General features: G+C 54.1%; 20 protein-coding genes. 11 read left to right on the top strand and 9 right to left on the bottom strand.

Annotated features, from left to right (window positions below; genetic code table 11):
* The first annotated feature begins 202 nt into the window (after window positions 1–202).
* The 7 genes from osmE (at window position 203) to chbG (ending at window position 6,048) form a co-directional block, all read left to right on the top strand.
* Window positions 203–544 (top strand): osmotically-inducible lipoprotein OsmE, encoded by a 342-nt coding sequence (gene osmE / locus ACT3IC_RS22410; protein ID WP_103179284.1) that lies wholly within the window; start codon window positions 203–205, stop codon window positions 542–544.
* A gap of 272 nt (window positions 545–816) precedes the next feature.
* Complete coding sequence (gene chbB, locus ACT3IC_RS22405; RefSeq protein ID WP_103823836.1) at window positions 817–1,134, top strand: PTS N,N'-diacetylchitobiose transporter subunit IIB; 318 nt, start codon at window positions 817–819, stop codon at window positions 1,132–1,134.
* Window positions 1,135–1,215: 81 nt separating this feature from the next.
* Window positions 1,216–2,574: a PTS N,N'-diacetylchitobiose transporter subunit IIC gene (gene chbC, locus ACT3IC_RS22400; RefSeq protein WP_103179286.1), complete on the top strand. Its 1,359-nt coding sequence runs from the start codon at window positions 1,216–1,218 to the stop codon at window positions 2,572–2,574.
* Window positions 2,575–2,619: 45 nt separating this feature from the next.
* A complete protein-coding gene (gene chbA / locus ACT3IC_RS22395) occupies window positions 2,620–2,973 on the top strand; it encodes a PTS N,N'-diacetylchitobiose transporter subunit IIA (RefSeq protein ID WP_103179287.1) in 354 nt (117 codons plus the stop codon).
* Between the two features lie 28 nt (window positions 2,974–3,001).
* Window positions 3,002–3,820 carry a transcriptional regulator ChbR gene (gene chbR / locus ACT3IC_RS22390; protein ID WP_214421869.1) on the top strand — a complete coding sequence of 273 codons (819 nt, stop codon included), beginning with the start codon at window positions 3,002–3,004 and terminating at the stop codon, window positions 3,818–3,820.
* Window positions 3,821–3,922: 102 nt separating this feature from the next.
* The gene (locus ACT3IC_RS22385; RefSeq protein WP_103179289.1) at window positions 3,923–5,278 is read left to right on the top strand and encodes a 6-phospho-beta-glucosidase; all 1,356 of its coding nucleotides are present in this window, start codon (window positions 3,923–3,925) and stop codon (window positions 5,276–5,278) included.
* A gap of 11 nt (window positions 5,279–5,289) precedes the next feature.
* Window positions 5,290–6,048, top strand: a complete 759-nt coding sequence (gene chbG, locus ACT3IC_RS22380) for a chitin disaccharide deacetylase (RefSeq protein WP_473479457.1) — start codon at window positions 5,290–5,292, stop codon at window positions 6,046–6,048.
* Between the two features lie 129 nt (window positions 6,049–6,177).
* Here the strand turns inward: chbG and katE are convergent, their stop codons facing one another.
* A complete protein-coding gene (gene katE / locus ACT3IC_RS22375) occupies window positions 6,178–8,436 on the bottom strand; it encodes a catalase HPII (RefSeq protein WP_473479455.1) in 2,259 nt (752 codons plus the stop codon).
* A 195-nt stretch (window positions 8,437–8,631) separates the two neighbouring features.
* Here katE and cedA point away from each other — a divergent pair, with 195 nt between their 5' ends.
* Window positions 8,632–8,886 carry a cell division activator CedA gene (gene cedA / locus ACT3IC_RS22370; protein ID WP_103179292.1) on the top strand — a complete coding sequence of 85 codons (255 nt, stop codon included), beginning with the start codon at window positions 8,632–8,634 and terminating at the stop codon, window positions 8,884–8,886.
* 58 nt (window positions 8,887–8,944) lie between these two features.
* Here cedA and ACT3IC_RS22365 read toward each other — a convergent pair whose 3' ends face one another.
* The 4 genes from ACT3IC_RS22365 to hxpB all read right to left on the bottom strand — a co-directional run bounded on the left by ACT3IC_RS22365 (window position 8,945) and on the right by hxpB (window position 12,727).
* Window positions 8,945–10,336 carry an L-cystine transporter gene (locus ACT3IC_RS22365; protein WP_156654354.1) on the bottom strand — a complete coding sequence of 464 codons (1,392 nt, stop codon included), beginning with the start codon at window positions 10,334–10,336 and terminating at the stop codon, window positions 8,945–8,947.
* Window positions 10,337–10,465: 129 nt separating this feature from the next.
* Window positions 10,466–11,056: a metal-dependent hydrolase gene (locus ACT3IC_RS22360; protein ID WP_103179294.1), complete on the bottom strand. Its 591-nt coding sequence runs from the start codon at window positions 11,054–11,056 to the stop codon at window positions 10,466–10,468.
* A gap of 92 nt (window positions 11,057–11,148) precedes the next feature.
* Entirely contained in the window at window positions 11,149–11,910 is a 762-nt protein-coding gene (gene kduD / locus ACT3IC_RS22355; protein WP_473479449.1) for a 2-dehydro-3-deoxy-D-gluconate 5-dehydrogenase KduD, read from the bottom strand.
* A 148-nt stretch (window positions 11,911–12,058) separates the two neighbouring features.
* Window positions 12,059–12,727: a hexitol phosphatase HxpB gene (hxpB, locus tag ACT3IC_RS22350; RefSeq protein ID WP_103179296.1), complete on the bottom strand. Its 669-nt coding sequence runs from the start codon at window positions 12,725–12,727 to the stop codon at window positions 12,059–12,061.
* Window positions 12,728–12,871: 144 nt separating this feature from the next.
* Here hxpB and ACT3IC_RS22345 point away from each other — a divergent pair, with 144 nt between their 5' ends.
* Complete coding sequence (locus ACT3IC_RS22345; protein WP_103179297.1) at window positions 12,872–13,408, top strand: YniB family protein; 537 nt, start codon at window positions 12,872–12,874, stop codon at window positions 13,406–13,408.
* Window positions 13,409–13,447: 39 nt separating this feature from the next.
* On the opposite strand, the gene ACT3IC_RS22340 is transcribed toward ACT3IC_RS22345, so the two are convergent.
* From ACT3IC_RS22340 to pfkB, 3 genes are all read right to left on the bottom strand, one after another.
* Window positions 13,448–14,308, bottom strand: coding sequence for a fructosamine kinase family protein (locus ACT3IC_RS22340; protein ID WP_103179298.1), 861 nt, complete (start codon window positions 14,306–14,308; stop codon window positions 13,448–13,450).
* A gap of 105 nt (window positions 14,309–14,413) precedes the next feature.
* The gene (gene ghoS / locus ACT3IC_RS22335) at window positions 14,414–14,704 is read right to left on the bottom strand and encodes a type V toxin-antitoxin system endoribonuclease antitoxin GhoS (RefSeq protein WP_103179299.1); all 291 of its coding nucleotides are present in this window, start codon (window positions 14,702–14,704) and stop codon (window positions 14,414–14,416) included.
* An 87-nt stretch (window positions 14,705–14,791) separates the two neighbouring features.
* On the bottom strand, window positions 14,792–15,724 hold the full coding sequence (gene pfkB, locus ACT3IC_RS22330) for a 6-phosphofructokinase II (protein WP_103179300.1): 933 nt from the start codon (window positions 15,722–15,724) through the stop codon (window positions 14,792–14,794).
* 292 nt (window positions 15,725–16,016) lie between these two features.
* Between pfkB and ACT3IC_RS22325 the strand changes: the two genes are divergently transcribed.
* On the top strand, window positions 16,017–16,775 hold the full coding sequence (locus ACT3IC_RS22325) for a DUF481 domain-containing protein (protein ID WP_103179301.1): 759 nt from the start codon (window positions 16,017–16,019) through the stop codon (window positions 16,773–16,775).
* 256 nt (window positions 16,776–17,031) lie between these two features.
* Entirely contained in the window at window positions 17,032–17,265 is a 234-nt protein-coding gene (locus tag ACT3IC_RS22320) for a hypothetical protein (RefSeq protein WP_156654356.1), read from the top strand.
* A gap of 186 nt (window positions 17,266–17,451) precedes the next feature.
* On the opposite strand, the gene yniD is transcribed toward ACT3IC_RS22320, so the two are convergent.
* Entirely contained in the window at window positions 17,452–17,559 is a 108-nt protein-coding gene (gene yniD / locus ACT3IC_RS22315; RefSeq protein WP_103179303.1) for a small membrane protein YniD, read from the bottom strand.
* Between the last annotated feature and the right edge of the window lie 48 nt (window positions 17,560–17,607).

Below are 17,607 nucleotides of genomic sequence, written 5' to 3'. Positions count from 1 at the left end.
ATGAATGTACTGTTAAAGCTAACCTGTGATGGATAAAACGACAAGGATCACAAATTTGAATGGAGCGAAATAGAGCGATTTAGCAGGTTATTTTTGTTTTGCCGGAATTTTCCGAAAAAACTTTGCCGTCACGCTTGAGGTTGAAAAATGTGGTTTTCTATTCCAGGCTTACTTAACACGCTGATAAACAAGAGGACGGAATATGAACAAGAACGTAGCAGGAATGTTAGGCGCAGCGGCTGTACTGACTTTACTGGCGGGCTGTACCGCTTATGACCGCACAACCGATCAGTTTAAAGAGCCTGTGGTCAAAGATGTTAAGAAAGGGATGAGCCGCGCTCAGGTCGAGCAGCTGGCCGGTAAGCCATCCTCTGAAGTGACGATGATCCACGCTCGCGGTACTTGCCAGACCTATATCCTGGGTCAACGGGATGGTAAAACCGAAACCTATTTTGTTGCATTAGATGACACAGGTCACGTTATGAACTCTGGCTACCAGACCTGCGCGGAATATGACACCGATCCGCAGGCACCTAAAGCCTGATAACCCTTTTGCCTGAGCAGATCCAAACCGGCCAACTGGCCGGTTTTTCTTTTTCCCCCCTATAATCTTATTTCTTATCGCGAATTATTTGCCTGAAATGTGAAGGTTGTCATAACCGCAGGTCAATGAGAGACAATTCCAAAACATCCTGGATTACCACAGCCTTTTCGCTTGCCGTATACTCATCCCATCAGACCAGCCTGCGAGAAGAACGCCCGGTAACGGTGCTGAAGTCGCAGCTAACGCGGTGGCTATATAAGAGGGAAGTCATTATGGAAAAGAAACATATCTATCTGTTTTGCTCAGCAGGCATGTCAACGTCACTGCTGGTGTCAAAGATGCGCGCGCAGGCCGAGAAGTACGAAGTTCCGGTTATCATTGAAGCCTTCCCGGAAACGCTGGCAGGCGAAAAAGGCACCAGTGCCGATGTGGTACTGCTGGGGCCGCAAATTGCCTATATGTTGCCAGAAATTCAGCGTCTGTTACCGAATAAACCGGTTGAAGTGATCGACTCTGCCCTGTACGGCAAAGTGGATGGTTTGGGTGTTCTTAAAGCTGCAGTAGCGGCGATTAAAAAAGCTGCTAATTAATTTAATTTTTATTTTTCCCGTCAAAGAGCAATTTCACACATTTACGCCGCAATATTATTGCGGCATTTAAGGGTATTTTCTATGAGTAGATTTATTGCTGCGCTTGAAAAGGTACTCCTTCCTTTTGCAGTTAAAATAGGAAAGCAACCGCATGTCAACGCCATTAAAAACGGTTTTATTAAAGTAATGCCGTTAACACTGGCCGGGGCCATGTTCGTTTTAATTAACAACGTTTTTCTTAGCTTCGGTGATGGTTCATTTTTCTATTCATTAGGCGTGCGTTTAGATCCCTCAACTATTGAAACATTAAATGGTTTCAAGGCCATCGGCGGCAATGTGTACAACGGTACGCTGGGTATTATGTCGCTGATGGCACCTTTCTTTATCGGGATGGCGCTGGCAGAAGAGCGTAAAGTCGACTCACTGGCCGCCGGTTTATTATCTGTCGCTGCGTTTATGACCGTCACCCCTTACAGCGTGGGCGAAGCCTACGCAGTGGGCGCCAACTGGCTGGGCGGGGCAAACATCATCTCCGGCATTGTGATCGGTCTGGTGGTGGCGGAGATGTTCACCTTTATTATTCGACGCAACTGGGTGATTCGCTTACCGGACAGCGTTCCGGCATCGGTATCGCGCTCGTTCTCGGCGCTGATCCCCGGCTTCATTATTCTCTCCATCATGGGGACTATCGCCTGGGCGCTCTCACACTGGGGCACCAACTTCCACCAGATCATCATGGACACCATCTCCACACCGCTGGCATCCATGGGAGGCGTGGTAGGCTGGGCTTACGTGATTTTCACCTCCCTGCTTTGGTTCTTCGGTGTTCACGGCTCTCTGGCGCTGGCTGCGCTGGACAGCGGCATCATGACCCCATGGGCGCTGGAAAACGTGGCGCTCTACCAGCAGTACGGCTCCGTTGACGCAGCGCTGGCGGCCGGTAAAACCTTCCACGTATGGGCGAAACCGATGCTGGACTCCTACATCTTCCTGGGCGGTACCGGGGCAACGCTGGGCCTGATCATCGCGGTATTTATCACCTCCCGTCGTGCGGATCATCGTCAGGTGGCGAAGCTGGCCCTGCCGTCAGGCATCTTCCAGATTAACGAGCCCATCCTGTTCGGTCTGCCGATTATCATGAACCCGGTGATGTTTATTCCGTTCGTCCTGGTGCAGCCGCTGCTGGCGGCCATTACCCTGACGGCTTACTACCTGGGCATCATCCCGCCGGTCACTAACATTGCACCGTGGACCATGCCAGCCGGTCTGGGCGCCTTCTTCAACACCAACGGCAGCGTAGCGGCCTTCCTGTTGGCGATATTTAACCTGGGTGTGGCAACCCTGCTCTATATGCCATTCGTTGCCATCGCCAATAAAGCCCAGACCACCATTGATGAAGAAGAGAGCGAAGAGGATATCGCCCTCGCACTGAAATTCTGATGTCGTATGACGCGGGGCGACCCGCGTCACTACAGGAGAGAAAACATGTTTGATTTAGAGAATGTAGTTGCAGAAGCGGAAGAGGTCGCAGAGAACGATCTTGAAGAAGTGGTGATGGGGCTTATCATCAACTCCGGTCAGGCGCGCAGCCTGGCGTACGCGGCGCTGAAAAAAGCCAAGCAGGGCGATTTCGACACCGCGAAAGAGATGATGGCCCAGTCGCGCACCGCGCTCAATGAAGCGCACCTGGTGCAAACAAAACTGATCGAAAGCGATCAGGGTGAAGGTAAAATGAAGGTCAGCCTGGTGCTGGTACATGCTCAGGACCATCTGATGACCTCCATGCTGGCGCGTGAGCTGGTGGCGGAACTCATCGAACTTCATGAGAAAATGCAGTAGGTCAGACTGATAGCAGGAGGTCAGCGCCATGGAAATCACTACCGCCCGGGAACAACAGCTGTTTAATGGTAAAAATTTTCATGTCTTTATCTACAACAAGGTGGAGAGCATCAGCGGTCTGCATCAGCATGACTACTATGAGTTCACCATCGTGCTGACCGGCCGCTATTTCCAGGAGATCAACGGCAAGCGGGTGCTGCTGGAGCGTGGGGATTTTGTTTTTATCCCGATGGGTTCTCACCATCAGAGCTTTTACGATTTTGGTGCCACGCGCATTCTCAACGTCGGCATCAGTAAACGCTTCTTCGAAACCCACTACTCGCCGCTGCTGCCGTTCTGCTTTGTTGCATCGCAGGTTTATCACGTTAAAAGTGAATTCCTGAACTGGATCGACACTGTTATTGCCTCACTCAACTTCCGCGACAATGAATTCGATGAATTTATTGAAACGGTGACCTTTTACGTCGTCAATCGGCTACGCCATTATCGCGAAGAGCAGCAGGCATCCGACGATATTCCGCAATGGCTGCGCACGACCGTTGAATCGATGCATGACAAGCTGCGTTTTGGTGAAAACGCGCTGGAAAATATGGTGGCGCTGTCGGGAAAATCCCAGGAATACCTGACCCGTGCCACCCAGCGTTATTACCAGAAAACGCCGATGCAGATTATTAATGAAATACGGATCAATTTCGCCAGAAAACAGCTGGAAATCACCAACTATTCGGTGACGGATATTGCTTACGAATCCGGTTATAGCAGTCCGAGTCTGTTTATTAAAACCTTTAAGAAATTGACCTCATTTACCCCTAACAGCTACCGGAAAAACCTCACAGTTATTAATTAACGTCCGGCGGGTTTACCGCCGGGAATATCGATTAACAGGCTTGCCCAATATAAATGGGACGGGATCGCTATACTTAAAAAGCGGATCTCCAGGGAGAATATTATGCAAAAGAAACTTAAAGTAGTGACCATCGGCGGCGGAAGCAGCTACACCCCGGAATTACTGGAAGGCTTCCTTAAGCGTTATCATGAACTGCCGGTCAGCGAATTGTGGCTGGTTGACGTGGCCGAGGGCCAGGAGAAGCTCGATATTATTTTCGACCTGTGCCAGCGTATGGTGAAAAAAGCGGGTGTGCCGATGACCGTGCATAAAACCCTCGACCGTCGTCAGGCGCTGAAAGATGCCGATTTCGTGACGACGCAGCTGCGTGTCGGCCAGCTGAAAGCGCGCGAGCTGGATGAGCGTATCCCGCTGAGCTACGGCTATCTGGGCCAGGAGACCAACGGTGCAGGCGGCCTGTTCAAAGGGCTGCGCACCATTCCGGTGGTGTTCGACATCATTAAAGATGTACAGGAGATCTGCCCCCAGGCATGGGTGATTAACTTCACCAACCCGGCCGGGATGGTCACCGAAGCGGTCTATCGCCATACCGGGTTCAAACGCTTCATTGGGGTCTGCAATATCCCTATCGGCATGAAGATGTTTATTCACGACGTGCTGGCCCTGACCGACAACGACGACCTCTCTATCGACCTGTTTGGCCTGAACCACATGGTCTTTATCAAGGATGTCCTGGTCAACGGCAAATCACGTTTCCCGGAGCTGCTGGATGGCGTTGCCAGCGGCACTCTGAAAGCAAGTTCGGTGAAGAACATCTTTGACCTGCCGTTTAGCGAAGGGCTGATCCGCTCCCTGAATCTGCTGCCATGCTCCTATCTGCTCTACTACTTCAAGCTGAAAGAGATGCTGGCGATCGAGATGGGCGAATACTACAAAGGCGGTGCCCGCGCGCAGGTGGTGCAGAAGGTGGAAAAACAGCTGTTCGAGCTCTATAAGAACCCGGATCTGGACGTGAAGCCGAAAGAGCTGGAGCAGCGCGGCGGAGCATACTACTCCGATGCGGCCTGCGAAGTGATCAACGCTATCTACAACGACAAGCAGGCGGAACACTACGTCAACGTGCCGCACCACGGCCACATCGATAACATCCCGGCGGACTGGGCGGTGGAGATGACCTGCATCCTGGGCCGTGACGGGGCGAAGCCACATCCGCGACTGACCCATTTCGATGACAAAGTGATGGGCCTCATCCACACCATCAAGGGCTTTGAAGTGGCGGCAAGCCAGGCGGCCATCAGCGGCGAGCTGAACGACGTGCTGCTGGCGCTGAACCTGAGCCCGCTGGTGCACTCCGATCGTGATGCCGAGAAGCTGGCGCGGGATCTGATCCTGGCCCATGAAAAATGGCTGCCGAACTTCGCCGCCACGATCGATAAACTGAAAAGCGAGCAGCACTAAGAGGGATCGCTATGGAATATCTGCTGATCGTCAATGCCGATGATTTTGGCCTCTCAAAAGGGCAGAACTACGGCATCGTGGAAGCCTGTCGGCACGGCGTGGTGACCTCCACCACCGCGATGGTGAACGGTGAAGCCATTGAGCACGCCGCGGCGCTCAGCCGGGATCTGCCCGATCTGGGCGTGGGCATGCACTTTGTTCTGACCCTTGGTATGCCGCTGACCGCTATGCCAGGGCTGACCCGGGAGGGGGTGTTGGGCAAATGGATCTGGGAGAGGGCAGAGGAGGGGACGTTACCCCTGGAGGAGATCGCCCGCGAACTGGACTGTCAGTTCAATCGCTTCGTCGATCTCTTCGGGCGCGAACCGACCCATATCGACAGCCATCATCACGTGCATATGATCCCGGCCATCTTCCCGCTGGTGGCCGAGTTTGCCCGCCGCAAAGGGGTGGCGCTGCGTGTGGATCGTCAGGCCGACATGCCCGGCGAAATGGGGGTCGATCTGCCGCCCACGACGGACGGTTTCAGTAGCGCATTTTATGGCGATGAAATCAGTGAAGCGCTGTTTTTAAGCGTACTGGACAGGTCCGTACAGCAGGGAGAGCGGTCGCTGGAGGTGATGGCGCATCCGGCCTTTATCGACAATACGATCCGTAAAAGCGCTTACTGCTGGCCACGACTGACGGAGATGGAGGTGCTGACCTCGACGTCGCTGAAGTATGCGATTGCCGAGCGCGGGTATCGTCTGGGAACGTTCGGGGATCTGTGAGGAAATGCCGGGTGGCGGCTTCGCCTTATCCGGCCTACAACTTCAATGGAACCTTGCGCCGGGTTTTATCCGGTTAGCAAATTACACGGAACCGTAGGCCGGGTAAGCGCAAGCGCCACCCGGCTTTTTTTACGCAGGTATTTGGTCAATCTTACTGCTGCGCGACCATACCCGGTGCGCCGCCATCAGCAACGTCAGTTCATCCATAAATGCACCCGCAGCCGTATCGCCTTCGACGATACCCTCTTCGCCCTGATCTGCCACCTTCAGCAGCGGCTTAAACTGACGGGCATCGCCAGCCAGCGCAATCGGCTTGAGATGCTTGTACGCTTCCAGCAGATAGTAAGCCGCGTCGCCGTTATTCAGCAGGCTCTGAATATCGCCGCACGGCACGACGACCGCATCGACGGTCAACGACGGTGAACCGGCGAAGGTGGCCGCCACTGGCAGTACCGAGCCGTCATCGGCGGTAACTTCACCCATGCGCGAATAGAGCAGTTTGGCATGGACGCCTTTGGCCTTGAGCGCCTGGAGCACCGCCAGCACGTCGCTGGCCCGTGGAGTATCGTTCAGCAATACCGCCACCACACGGCCTTTGATATCGCCGCCAGGAACAGCATACAGGCTGAGGGAAGGATCCTTTTGTACGCCGTTCACATCCTGCGGCGGAGCCAGGTTACGCTGCTCGTCGGTAAGGGTGATGCCCAGATTGTCCGCCACCTTCTGGGCCAGCGTGATATCAATATGGGCCAGCTGATCGACCACCCGCTCGCGGATATAGGCCCGCACCACTTTGCTCAGCTCAAAGCTGAAGGCGCCCACGATATGATCCTGCTCAACGGGCGTCTGGCTCTGCCAGAACAGGCGCGGATGGGCATAGTATTCACCGAAAGAGGGGCTACGCTCGCGGATCTTCGATCCCTCCACGCGCTCCTGATAGGACTCGAATCCGCCCCGTTTTGGCCCCGGCGGCGTTTCGCGCGGCCAGTTGTCGTTGATCGAGTTTGGCTCGTAGTTCGCCGGATTGGTGTCGATCTCCATGCGGTGCATCCCGTCCCGCTGGAAATTATGGTACGGGCAAGTTGGTCGGTTGATTGGGATCTCGTGGAAGTTAGGCCCGCCCAGACGACTGATTTGCGTATCGGTATAGGAGAACAGACGACCCTGCAGTAATGAATCGTTGGTGAAGTCCATCCCGGGGACAATATGTCCAGGGTGGAACGCGGCCTGCTCGTTTTCGGCAAAGAAGTTGTCCGGGTTACGGTTGAGCACCATTTTGCCCACCAGCTGAACCGGCACCAGCTCTTCGGGAATGAGCTTGGTCGGATCGAGGATATCAAAATCAAACTTGAACTCGTCCTCTTCCGGGATCAGCTGGAAACCGAGCTCAAATTCCGGGAAGTCGCCCGCTTCAATGGATTCCCACAGATCGCGGCGATGGAAGTCTGGATCGCGCCCGGTGAGCTTTTGCGCCTCATCCCATACCAGCGAGGCTTTACCGGCGACCGGTTTCCAGTGGAAGCGCACAAAGGTGGCTTTGCCTTCGGCGTTAATCAGCCGGAAGGTATGAATGCCAAAGCCCTCCATGGTGCGGTAGCTGCGCGGAATGCCGCGGTCGGACATCGCCCACATCACGTTGTGCAGGGTTTCCGGCTGCAGCGACACGTAATCCCAGAAGGTATCGTGTGCGCTCTGGCCCTGGGGAATAGCCCAGTGAGGTTCCGGTTTTACGGCGTGAACAAAATCGGGGAACTTGTGTGCGTCCTGAATAAAGAAGATCGGTGTGTTGTTGCCCACCAGATCAAAAACGCCTTCATCAGTGTAAAACTTGGTGGCGAAACCGCGAATATCGCGCACCGTGTCGGCGGAACCTGCCCCGCCCTGTACCGTGGAAAAGCGTACAAAAACCGGCGTGATTTTATCCGGATCCGACAGGAAATCGGCTTTAGTAATCTCTTTCAGGCTTTTGTAAGGCTGGAAATAGCCATGTGCGGCGGAGCCGCGGGCGTGTACGATGCGCTCCGGGATACGTTCATGGTCAAAGTGGGTGATCTTCTCCCGCAGGATAAAGTCTTCCAGCAGGGTGGGGCCGCGCGTACCGGCACGAAGGGAGTTCTGATCGTCACTGATACGCACACCCTGGTTGGTGGTCAACGGGAAGTTTTCCCCCCCTTTGCGAACCCCCTCCAGCGCATTCAGTTTCTGGTTGCCGGTATCAGGTGCCTTCATGCTGCCGGGAGCCGTCGGCTCCTGGCCTGGCGGAGTAGGGACTGGACTTGCGCGGTGAGAACCGTCTGCCGGGGCCAGCGAGTCCATTCCGGGTTTCGCTTCGCTGGCATCGTGAAGCGGGGATTGTTCAGGTTTATGGGTCTTATCATTTTGCGACATTGCACTCGTCTCCTTTTCATTGCTGAAATGCGGCCGTTTTTGCGTCAAAACTCAATAACTATAGAACATTACGGGTTATAAACCGGGTGAAAGGCCGATCTAAGGTCAGAGCTTATGTTGCATAAGACACGTGAGGCGCGACGCAGGAGGGGCAATCGGCTATGATAAGAATTTGCTGATTTTTATGTATGTTTAGTGAAACTGCTGCTTATGAAACCTCTTCGCCAACAAAACCGCCCTGTGATCAGTTACCAGCCTCGCGTTGAACCTGCGCCGCCAGAACATGCCACCAAAATGGATGGCTTTCGTGACGTCTGGCTGTTACGCGGCAAATATGTGGCCTTTGTGCTGATCGGGGAGCGTTTTCGTCGTTCTCCAGCTTTTACCGTACCGGAATCAGCCCAGCGCTGGGCGCTACAGGTCCGTCAGGATGAAGAGGTTGAGGATTAACAGAGATAAAAAAACCGCCGTCATTACTGAAGGCGGTTTTTTTTAACTCAGAAGGCGATTAACGGTGCGCGAGCTCCGCGTCATCTTCACTTGCCAGGATAGTTTTGTCGGTCTGCTTCAGCCACTGGCTGGTCAGCGTCCCGGCGGTCATGGAGCCGCTGACGTTCAGTGCGGTACGCCCCATGTCGATCAATGGTTCAACGGAGATCAGCAGAGCCACCAGCGTTACCGGGAGACCCATCGCAGGCAGAACAATCAGTGCCGCGAAGGTTGCGCCGCCGCCCACACCGGCCACACCGGCAGAGCTCACGGTGACAATCCCCACCAGGGTCGCAATCCATACCGGATCCAGCGGGTTAATCCCAACCGTTGGGGCAACCATCACCGCCAGCATGGCAGGGTAGAGACCCGCACAACCGTTCTGGCCAATCGTTGCACCGAAGGAGGCAGAGAAGCTGGCAATCGATTCCGGCACGCCCAGACGACGGGTCTGCGCTTCCACGTTCAGTGGAATGGAGGCGGCGCTGGAGCGGCTGGTAAAGGCGAAGGTCAGTACCGGCCACACTTTGCGGAAGTATTTCAGCGGGCTGACGCCGTTTACGCTGAGCAGAATGGCGTGAACCACAAACATAATGCCCAGACCGAGATACGAGGCCACCACGAAACTACCTAGCTTAATGATGTCCTGGAGGTTCGAGCCCGCAACCACTTTGGTCATCAGCGCCAGAACGCCATACGGGGTCAGCTGCATCACCAGACGCACCAGCTTCATCACCCAGCTCTGCAGGGTATCGATGGCGGTCAGTACGCGCTGGCCTTTCGGCGCATCATCTTTCAGCAGCTTCAGGGCAGCTACGCCCAGGAAGGCGGCAAAAATTACCACGCTGATGATAGACGTCGGGTTGGCCCCGGTCAGATCGGCAAACGGGTTTTTCGGGATAAAGGAGAGCAGCATCTGCGGAACGGTGAGATCCGCCACTTTACCCGCATAGTTGGTCTCGATGGCGGTCAGGCGCGCGGTCTCCGCGGTGCCCTGCACCAGGCCTTCTGCCGTCAGGCCAAACAGGTTGGTGACCAGCACACCGACCAGCGCCGCGATAAGCGTAGTAAACAGCAGCGTACCGATGGTCAGAAAGCTGATTTTCCCCAGTTGGGAGGCGTTATGCAGACGGGCAACCGCGCTCAGAATAGAGGCGAAGACCAGCGGCATGACGATCATCTGCAGCAACTGGACGTAGCCGTTGCCGACAATGTTAAACCACTGAATAGACTCTTTCAGTACCGGATTGCTGGAACCGTAAATGGCCTGCAGCGCCAGGCCAAAGACCACGCCCATGACCAGACCGACCAGCACTTTTTTAGCCAGGCTCCACTGTTTATGACGCGCCTGCGCCAGCAACAGCAGTAGGCCGACGAACACCACAATGTTCGCGATTAATGGAAAATTCATCCCCGTTCTCCTGATTTAATATCAGATCGGTATCAGTCCGACCTTGTTGGCGCAAGGTTAGCAGAAGTGTGATCCAGTCGCTTATATCCAAATGGAATGGGTTATGCCAAAACGGTTAAGTTTGTCCAGTTACTGCTCACTTTGCAGATGAATAAAGCGGTTGAACTGAAATTGCAGCGAATTGATCATGTGCGAAGACCAGCGCACGGCACCGTTTTCAGGCAGCGTCTGAGGCATCCAGACGGCCCAGGCAAACAGCGCCATGCACAGCGCACGCTCCAGCTGGTTACCTTTTTGCGGCCGGAGGATAGGCAAACGAAAACGCCAGCGGCAGGGCCAGAGGAGGGGAACCCCAGCCGGGGTGAGCATGTCGGCCAGGATATGGCTCAGGTAACCCAGCACCATTCCCTGAATGGCGTCTGCGGGGATGAGCCAGCTGTCGGGCACTTTTAAATAGAAGAGGGTCAGGGCGGCGAACACCGCCAGCAAGCTGTGGGTAAACCCACGATGGCCGCAGGCGCGGGCAATGGGTTTGGAGATCCACTTCAGCCGCTGCCCGAGCAGCGACTTAGGATGATCGATATCCGGTAACAGGCAGGTCAAAACCGCCGATGGCACAATATGCCACCAGTCACCCTGCGCCAGCACCGGTGTAAGCTCAGCGTTCTTGGCAAACACTGCGCAGGCGAGAGAAAAAAGCAGATGACCTTCCGCCGTCATGATAAAACCCACTAAACTGTCGATGCATCCAGTATAGGGATTTTATACAGTATACGGAAGTAGTGACGGTGTAACTCTTTGTCACAAAGCTGTTAACGCGCCAGCCAGCCACCATCGACGGCAAGGGTATAACCGTTCACATAGTCCGAGGCGGAAGAGGCCAGAAACACCGCCGGGCCCTGGAGATCGTCCGGCTTGCCCCAGCGACCCGCCGGAATACGTTCGAGGATCTCTTTGCTGCGCTGTTCGTCGTCGCGTAGCTGCTGGGTGTTGTTGGTCGCCATGTACCCCGGGGCGATTGCATTTACGTTAATACCATGTTGTGCCCACTCGTTGGCTAGCAGCCGGGTGAGCCCCAGCACGCCGCTTTTTGACGCGGTATAAGAGGGAACGCGGATCCCCCCCTGGAAGGAGAGCATGGAAGCGATATTGATAATTTTGCCCCCTTGCCCCTGGGCAATAAACTGGCGGGCCACGGCCTGAGAGAGGAAAAAGACCGACTTCAGGTTGAGGTTCATCACCTCATCCCAGTCTTTCTCACTGAAGGTCAACGCATCTTCCCGGCGAATGGTTCCGGCGTTATTCACCAGGATATCGACCCGCCCCATGCCGGTCACCGCCTGTTCAACCAGACTTTCAATGGCATCCTGCTTGCTGAGGTCGGCCTGAATAGCCAGAAACCGGCGCCCCAGCGCCTTCACGCCTGCGGCGGTCTCTTCCGGAACGCGGCGATTGACGCTGACAATATCGCATCCAGCCTGGGCCAGACCCAGCGCCATGCCCTGGCCGAGGCCGGTATCACAGCCGGTAACGATGGCAACTTTTCCTGAAAGATTAAAGGCATCCAGTATCATACAGACCTCAGTGTGTAGGGGGATATAGTTGTTCTGAGGTAAGCATAGAATCAGTTATCAGGAAGATCAAATTAAAATGAAATGGTGTTTCAAAAATTTTTGAGGCGGTCATGTTTGCGGGCAACAGGGTGCTGCCCGCCAGTGACCATTACCCGCGCAGATGCGCCACGGTAAGTGCCTGCAGGGAGGTCAGTTTGACATCGGCCAGTGCGTAACGCGCGTCGTGCTGGTTCTCTTCCGCAGGAACAACAATTGAGCGCATCCGGGCCGCTTTACTGGCAATCATGCCATTTACCGAGTCTTCCAGCGCCACGCAGGCGGTCGGGTCGACGCCCAGTTTCGCAGCGCAATCCATATAGACCTGCGGATGCGGCTTGCTGTACGGGAGCTTTTCTGCCGAGGCCAGCGCGTCGAAGCTGTCGCGCAGATCGAACATGATCAGCACCTTCTCCAGCATATGCAGCGGCGAGGCGGAGGCCAGACCGACCTTCAGTCCCTGCTCTTTACAGAGTAATACGGCCTCACGCGCGCCTTTGAGTAAGGGACGGGTCTCTTCCACCAGCGTAATGGCGCGGTTGATAATGCGATCGGTCACTTCATCCCGGCCTGGACCTACCCACGGCTGGTGGGCGTACCAGAGATCAACCACCATATCGATGCGCAGGCCGAGGGTATCCGGCAGCTCGTGACGGCGGCTGATATCCACACCCAGGCTCGCCATTACATCCAGTTCAGCCCGATCCCACAGCGGCTCAGAATCAATCAGTAATCCATCCATATCAAAAATGGCAGCAACAATTTGACGTGGCGTCGACATGCAACCTCTCCTTTCGTTGGTTTTAGCAGCGGTAAGCGCTACCTCACCCTGGCAATTTAGCATATCGCCAGTAAAGAGCGGGCGAAAATGAGATCCAGCAGGTAAACTTAGCCACAAAGGATGTAATTTCATAATGAGGAACCAATGACATATCAACAAGCTGGTCGCGTTGCGATACTGAAACAGATCGCCGGATGGGTGATTTTTATCCCATCAGTTATCTCGACCATTATTTCTGTTCTGAAATTTATCTATGACCACAGCGAGAAGCAGGCCGGGATTAATGCCGTGATGCTTGATTTTGCCCATGTCATGATTGAGATGATGCGGTTCAATACCCCATTCCTGAACTTTTTCTGGTACAACTCGCCGACGCCTGATTTTCGGCAGGGGATGAACATCGCGTTCTGGATTATTTTTGCCCTGATCTTTATTGCCCTCGCGCTGCAGGCCTCGGGAGCGCGGATGCGCCGCCAGACGCGCATGATCCGCGAAGGTTTGGAGGCGCAGCTGATTCTGGAGAAAGCGAGAGGGGAGGAGGGCTTGACCCGTGAGCAGATCGAATCACGTATTGTGGTACCGAATAACACTATTTTCCTGCAAATATTCACGCTCTACGTGCTGCCCGTGCTGATGATCGTCGCCGGGTATTTCCTGTTTTCGCTGCTCGGCCTGATCTAAGCGTTCGCTGCCGGGCGCTGAAGCCCGGCAGCCTGCGCGTTATGCCGCCAGTACCCGCTCCAGCGCTCGCTGCGCATTCACCATATGCTCCCCACCAAACAGAATGGCGCGGTTCATCAGCGTATAGAGCTGATACACCGGTTGCCTTTCCAGAAAATCTGCCGGCAGGGGTGATATCGACTGGTAGCCGTCGTAAATTTGCGGCGGCTGTTCAGGATGGAGCGGCAGCATGGCGAGATCGCACTCTCTGTCTCCCCAGTAACAGGCCGGGTCGAAGATGTAGGGGCCGTTCGGCCCCAGCGCGCAATTGTCCGACCATAAATCGCCATGCAGCAGCGAAGGCTGCGGCTGGTGCGAGGCCAGGCGCTGCTGAATATGATCGACAATGGCGTCAATATTGCCGAACGCCAGCCCTTTTTCCGCTGCCAGCTCCAGCTGCCAGCCGATGCGCTGTTCGGCAAAGAAGGTTGACCAGCGTCGCTGCCAGGCGTTGGGTTGTGGCGTGGTGGAGAGGTCATTGTCAAAATCGAGGCCAAACTGTGGTTGCTCGCTCCACTGATGCAGGCGGGCGATTTGCTGCCCCAGAATAAAGGCATTATGCGCGTCGAGCGGGCGGGGAGGGAGATAGTCCATCACCAGGAAACTGTAGTCACGATCGCTACCGACGGCCCGGACTGTAGGAACAGATACGGTTTTGCTGCGGGAGAGCAGTTCCAGCTGATCGGCTTCTGCTGTGAATATCGGTAACAGTTCACGTTCGTCACATTTTACGAAGAGATCGAGGCCTGCATAGCGCAGATGCCACGCGGCGTGGATTTCGCCTCCTGGCAGCTCATTACGCAGTTCAATTTCACCTTCGCCCAACTGTTCACTCAAAAGATGACTGATAGCCTGCCACATGATCGCTCTCCCATGTTGTCTGCCAGATCATAAAGTTAGCGTGAAACTATGGTAAAAAAATACGAGCTAACGCACAGTTGGGCCGTTTGGTTGGCCCTCGGGCATTTATTGTTGCTCTTTTTGCCAGTTTTCCCAGCGCGTGACTTCAACCTGCGGCTCTTTCCCGGTTGCGCTCTCAACCAGCCCCGACGCCAGCGCCTTCACCTCGTCTTCACCCAGCGGGGTAACCAGACCATAAGTATGGGTGCCCAGCTCATGCAGCGTGCCCTCATCGTCAGTCATGGTCAGTAAAAAACCTCCGCGGGTGAGGTTGTTGTTCATTTCGTTGAGCTCGGTCAGCGTATCTTCATGCACTTTAATGGTTACCACGTAGCGCGCGATCTCTCCACTACTCATCATTCACCTCGTTGTTATCCCGAAATTTTTTAGCATAGTCGATTCATGCTATTTGTCGCCCTCGCCGGCTAACCGGGAGGGCTGTCATTACGCATTTGCCAGATACTTGAATATTTTTTGCGTGTCTTCCAGCGAGCAGAGTCGGGTGCCGTGATTGATGGTCGCCGCGCTGCCTGCTGCCACCCCGTACTGGGTCATCTCCCGTAAGGATGCGCCCTGCGCCAGTTTCAGGGTCATGGCGCCGACCATGCTGTCACCTGCGCCGACGGTGCTCTGGCTTTTCATCGGCGGCGGTACCACTTGTACCGAGCCGGTTTCATCAACGGCCAGCGCCCCCTGCGGTCCCAGGGAGACGACGACCCGCCGCGCTTTGCCGCTTTTCACTAACTCCTCGGCGGCCTTACGCACATCGTCTGGCTGGCTGAGGTCACGATTGACCAGCGCGCTCAGCTCTTTCTGGTTAGGTTTTACCAGCTCAATATTGCCAAGCGTCAGCGCGGCGCTGAGCGCCTCCCCGGAGCTATCGACAATGCAGCGAATGCCGTTCTGCTGGGCAGCGCGGATCAGCTGCGTCAGTTTTTCGGTTTTCACACCGGGTGGCAGACTGCCGCTGATAACCAGCAATGCGCCGCTTTCGATGGCCAGCACTTTCTCTTCAAGCTGGCGAAACTCATCTTCGCTTAATGTCGCACCAGGCATCACAAAGCGGTATTGCTCGTTAGAGGATTCAACGTGAACATGCAGGTTTTGCCGGGTCCAGTCCCGGGCCTCAACCGTATCGACGGCAACCTGCTCGTCGGCAAGGAGTGAGACGAGATGTTCGCCCGTCGCACCGCCCGCGGGGAAGATGGCTGTGGCTTTTCCGCCAAGGTGCGTAATAGCGCGGGCGACGTTAATACCGCCGCCGCCGGGCTCAAAGACCGGCACGCTGCAGCGGAGTTTACCTTCAGGATAGATTTGTGCCGTCAGGGTAGCGCTGTCCAGGGAAGGGGAGAGCGTCAACGTAAAAATACGATCCATGCTTATCTCCTGTAAGTGAGGTTTGCATTAAGCCTGGCACCGAACCCACAGAAGCGAAAGAAATAACAATATGATTTCTAATATAAATATCTTTACGTAACGTGACTGTTTTTTATAAATATTAGAGGGATTTGAGATCGTTCTTATTCCAAAAATGAAACAAGAAATCATTGCTATGTTATTTGAGCCTTTTTATAATTTGTTACCTTTCCAAGGATCCCATGGCATTGATCCGCAAGAAAGTTTCCGGGACCGTAATGGTCTCTTTTTTTGTTGTACGGACTCTTTATAAATGAAGCTCTTAAAGACAGTACCCGCTGCGATGATGTTAGCGGGAGGCCTGCTTGCGTCAATGAATGCAGCAGCCGATGATTCCGTTTTTACTGTCATGGATGATCCCTCCACTGCACAGAAACCCTTCGAAGGCAACCTTAACGCAGGTTATCTGGCGCAATCGGGCAATACGAAAAGCTCCTCCCTGACCGCAGACACCACCCTGACCTGGTACGGCAATACTACCGCCTGGTCGCTGTGGGGTAACGCAAGTAACACCTCTTCTAACGATGAGCGTTCTTCCGAGAAATATGCGGTAGGTGGGCGTAGCCGTTTCAATGTGACCGACTATGACTATCTGTTTGGCCAGGCAAGCTGGTTAACCGATCGCTATAACGGCTATCGTGAGCGTGACGTTGCGACCGCCGGTTACGGTCGGCAGTTCCTGAACGGTCCGGTACACAGCTTCCGCTTTGAATTTGGTCCAGGCGTACGTTATGACGAATACACTGACGGCGACACGGAAACTCAGCCGCTGGGCTACGCGTCCGGAACTTATGCATGGCAGATGACCGATAACGCGAAATTCAGCCAGGGCGTTTCTGTCTTTGGCGCTGACGACACCACCGTCAACTCCGAAACCGCGCTTAACGTGGCAATCAACGCCCATTTCGGGCTGAAAGTTGCATACAATGTGACCTGGAACTCCGAGCCGCCAGCGTCTGCGCCGGAACACACCGATCGTAGAACCACCGTCTCTCTGGGCTACAAAATGTAATTATCGCGGGCCAAGAATATATTGGCCCGTTTTTGATTTTTGTGCTGATAAATAATAAACACTGTTTTAGAATATAGCGGTAGCCGATATCTCCATATTCTCTCCATAATTCCTCGCTTCGTTAACTATTCAGTTTATTTGACACGAATTGATAAATATTTTGACTATGCAAAAGTGTGATCCAGATCTAAACTATGAACACAGGCTAGATATTGCCTTAAGTTGGTCTGTATTAATTCAGTAAGAGAAAAACATTATGAATAAAATCGCAACTGCATCTGCAGCATTGGTGCTTTCTGCACTGTCATTCGGCGCATTTGCCGCTGACGCTGTATATAACTCTGCCAGTGACACCTCTACACAAATCGGCATTACCAAAGCCTCTGATGTAGAAGCCGGATCAAACATCGCCCCGGGTTCGCAATCTACCGGGCAGTCCATGGATGACGCATTCGACGTGCATAAACTGGTCGCCGGGGAATGGTCCTGATCGATTTGTCAGATTATCTCCATTCATTTACGGGCTGTTATTGCCACTAAAAAAACCGGATTTTGATGTGCCGGTTTTTTTATTTTTGTCATTTTTGTAAAGTTATATAGAACGCGATTTTATATTCGCGCCATTATTACCTACAAGACGCGAAATACCGTTATGGCGTAGGGGAAGGCGAGACGATTAACCCCAAAGCATTGCCGCCCAGCGTAATAACAGCATGGCAACGCAGATGGCGATTAACACAATCACCATCTTCCAGTGTTTTTTTGTAAAGCGTTTCGTTGGCATCCGATCATCCTTGTTCATTGATTCATGGAGTTTACCAAAGAACAAAGA

It is taken from the genome of Leclercia sp. GHBNCSD (assembly GCF_055805075.1).
Note: the sequence above shows the minus strand (reverse complement) of the source record. Positions and strands in the feature narration are given on the sequence as shown.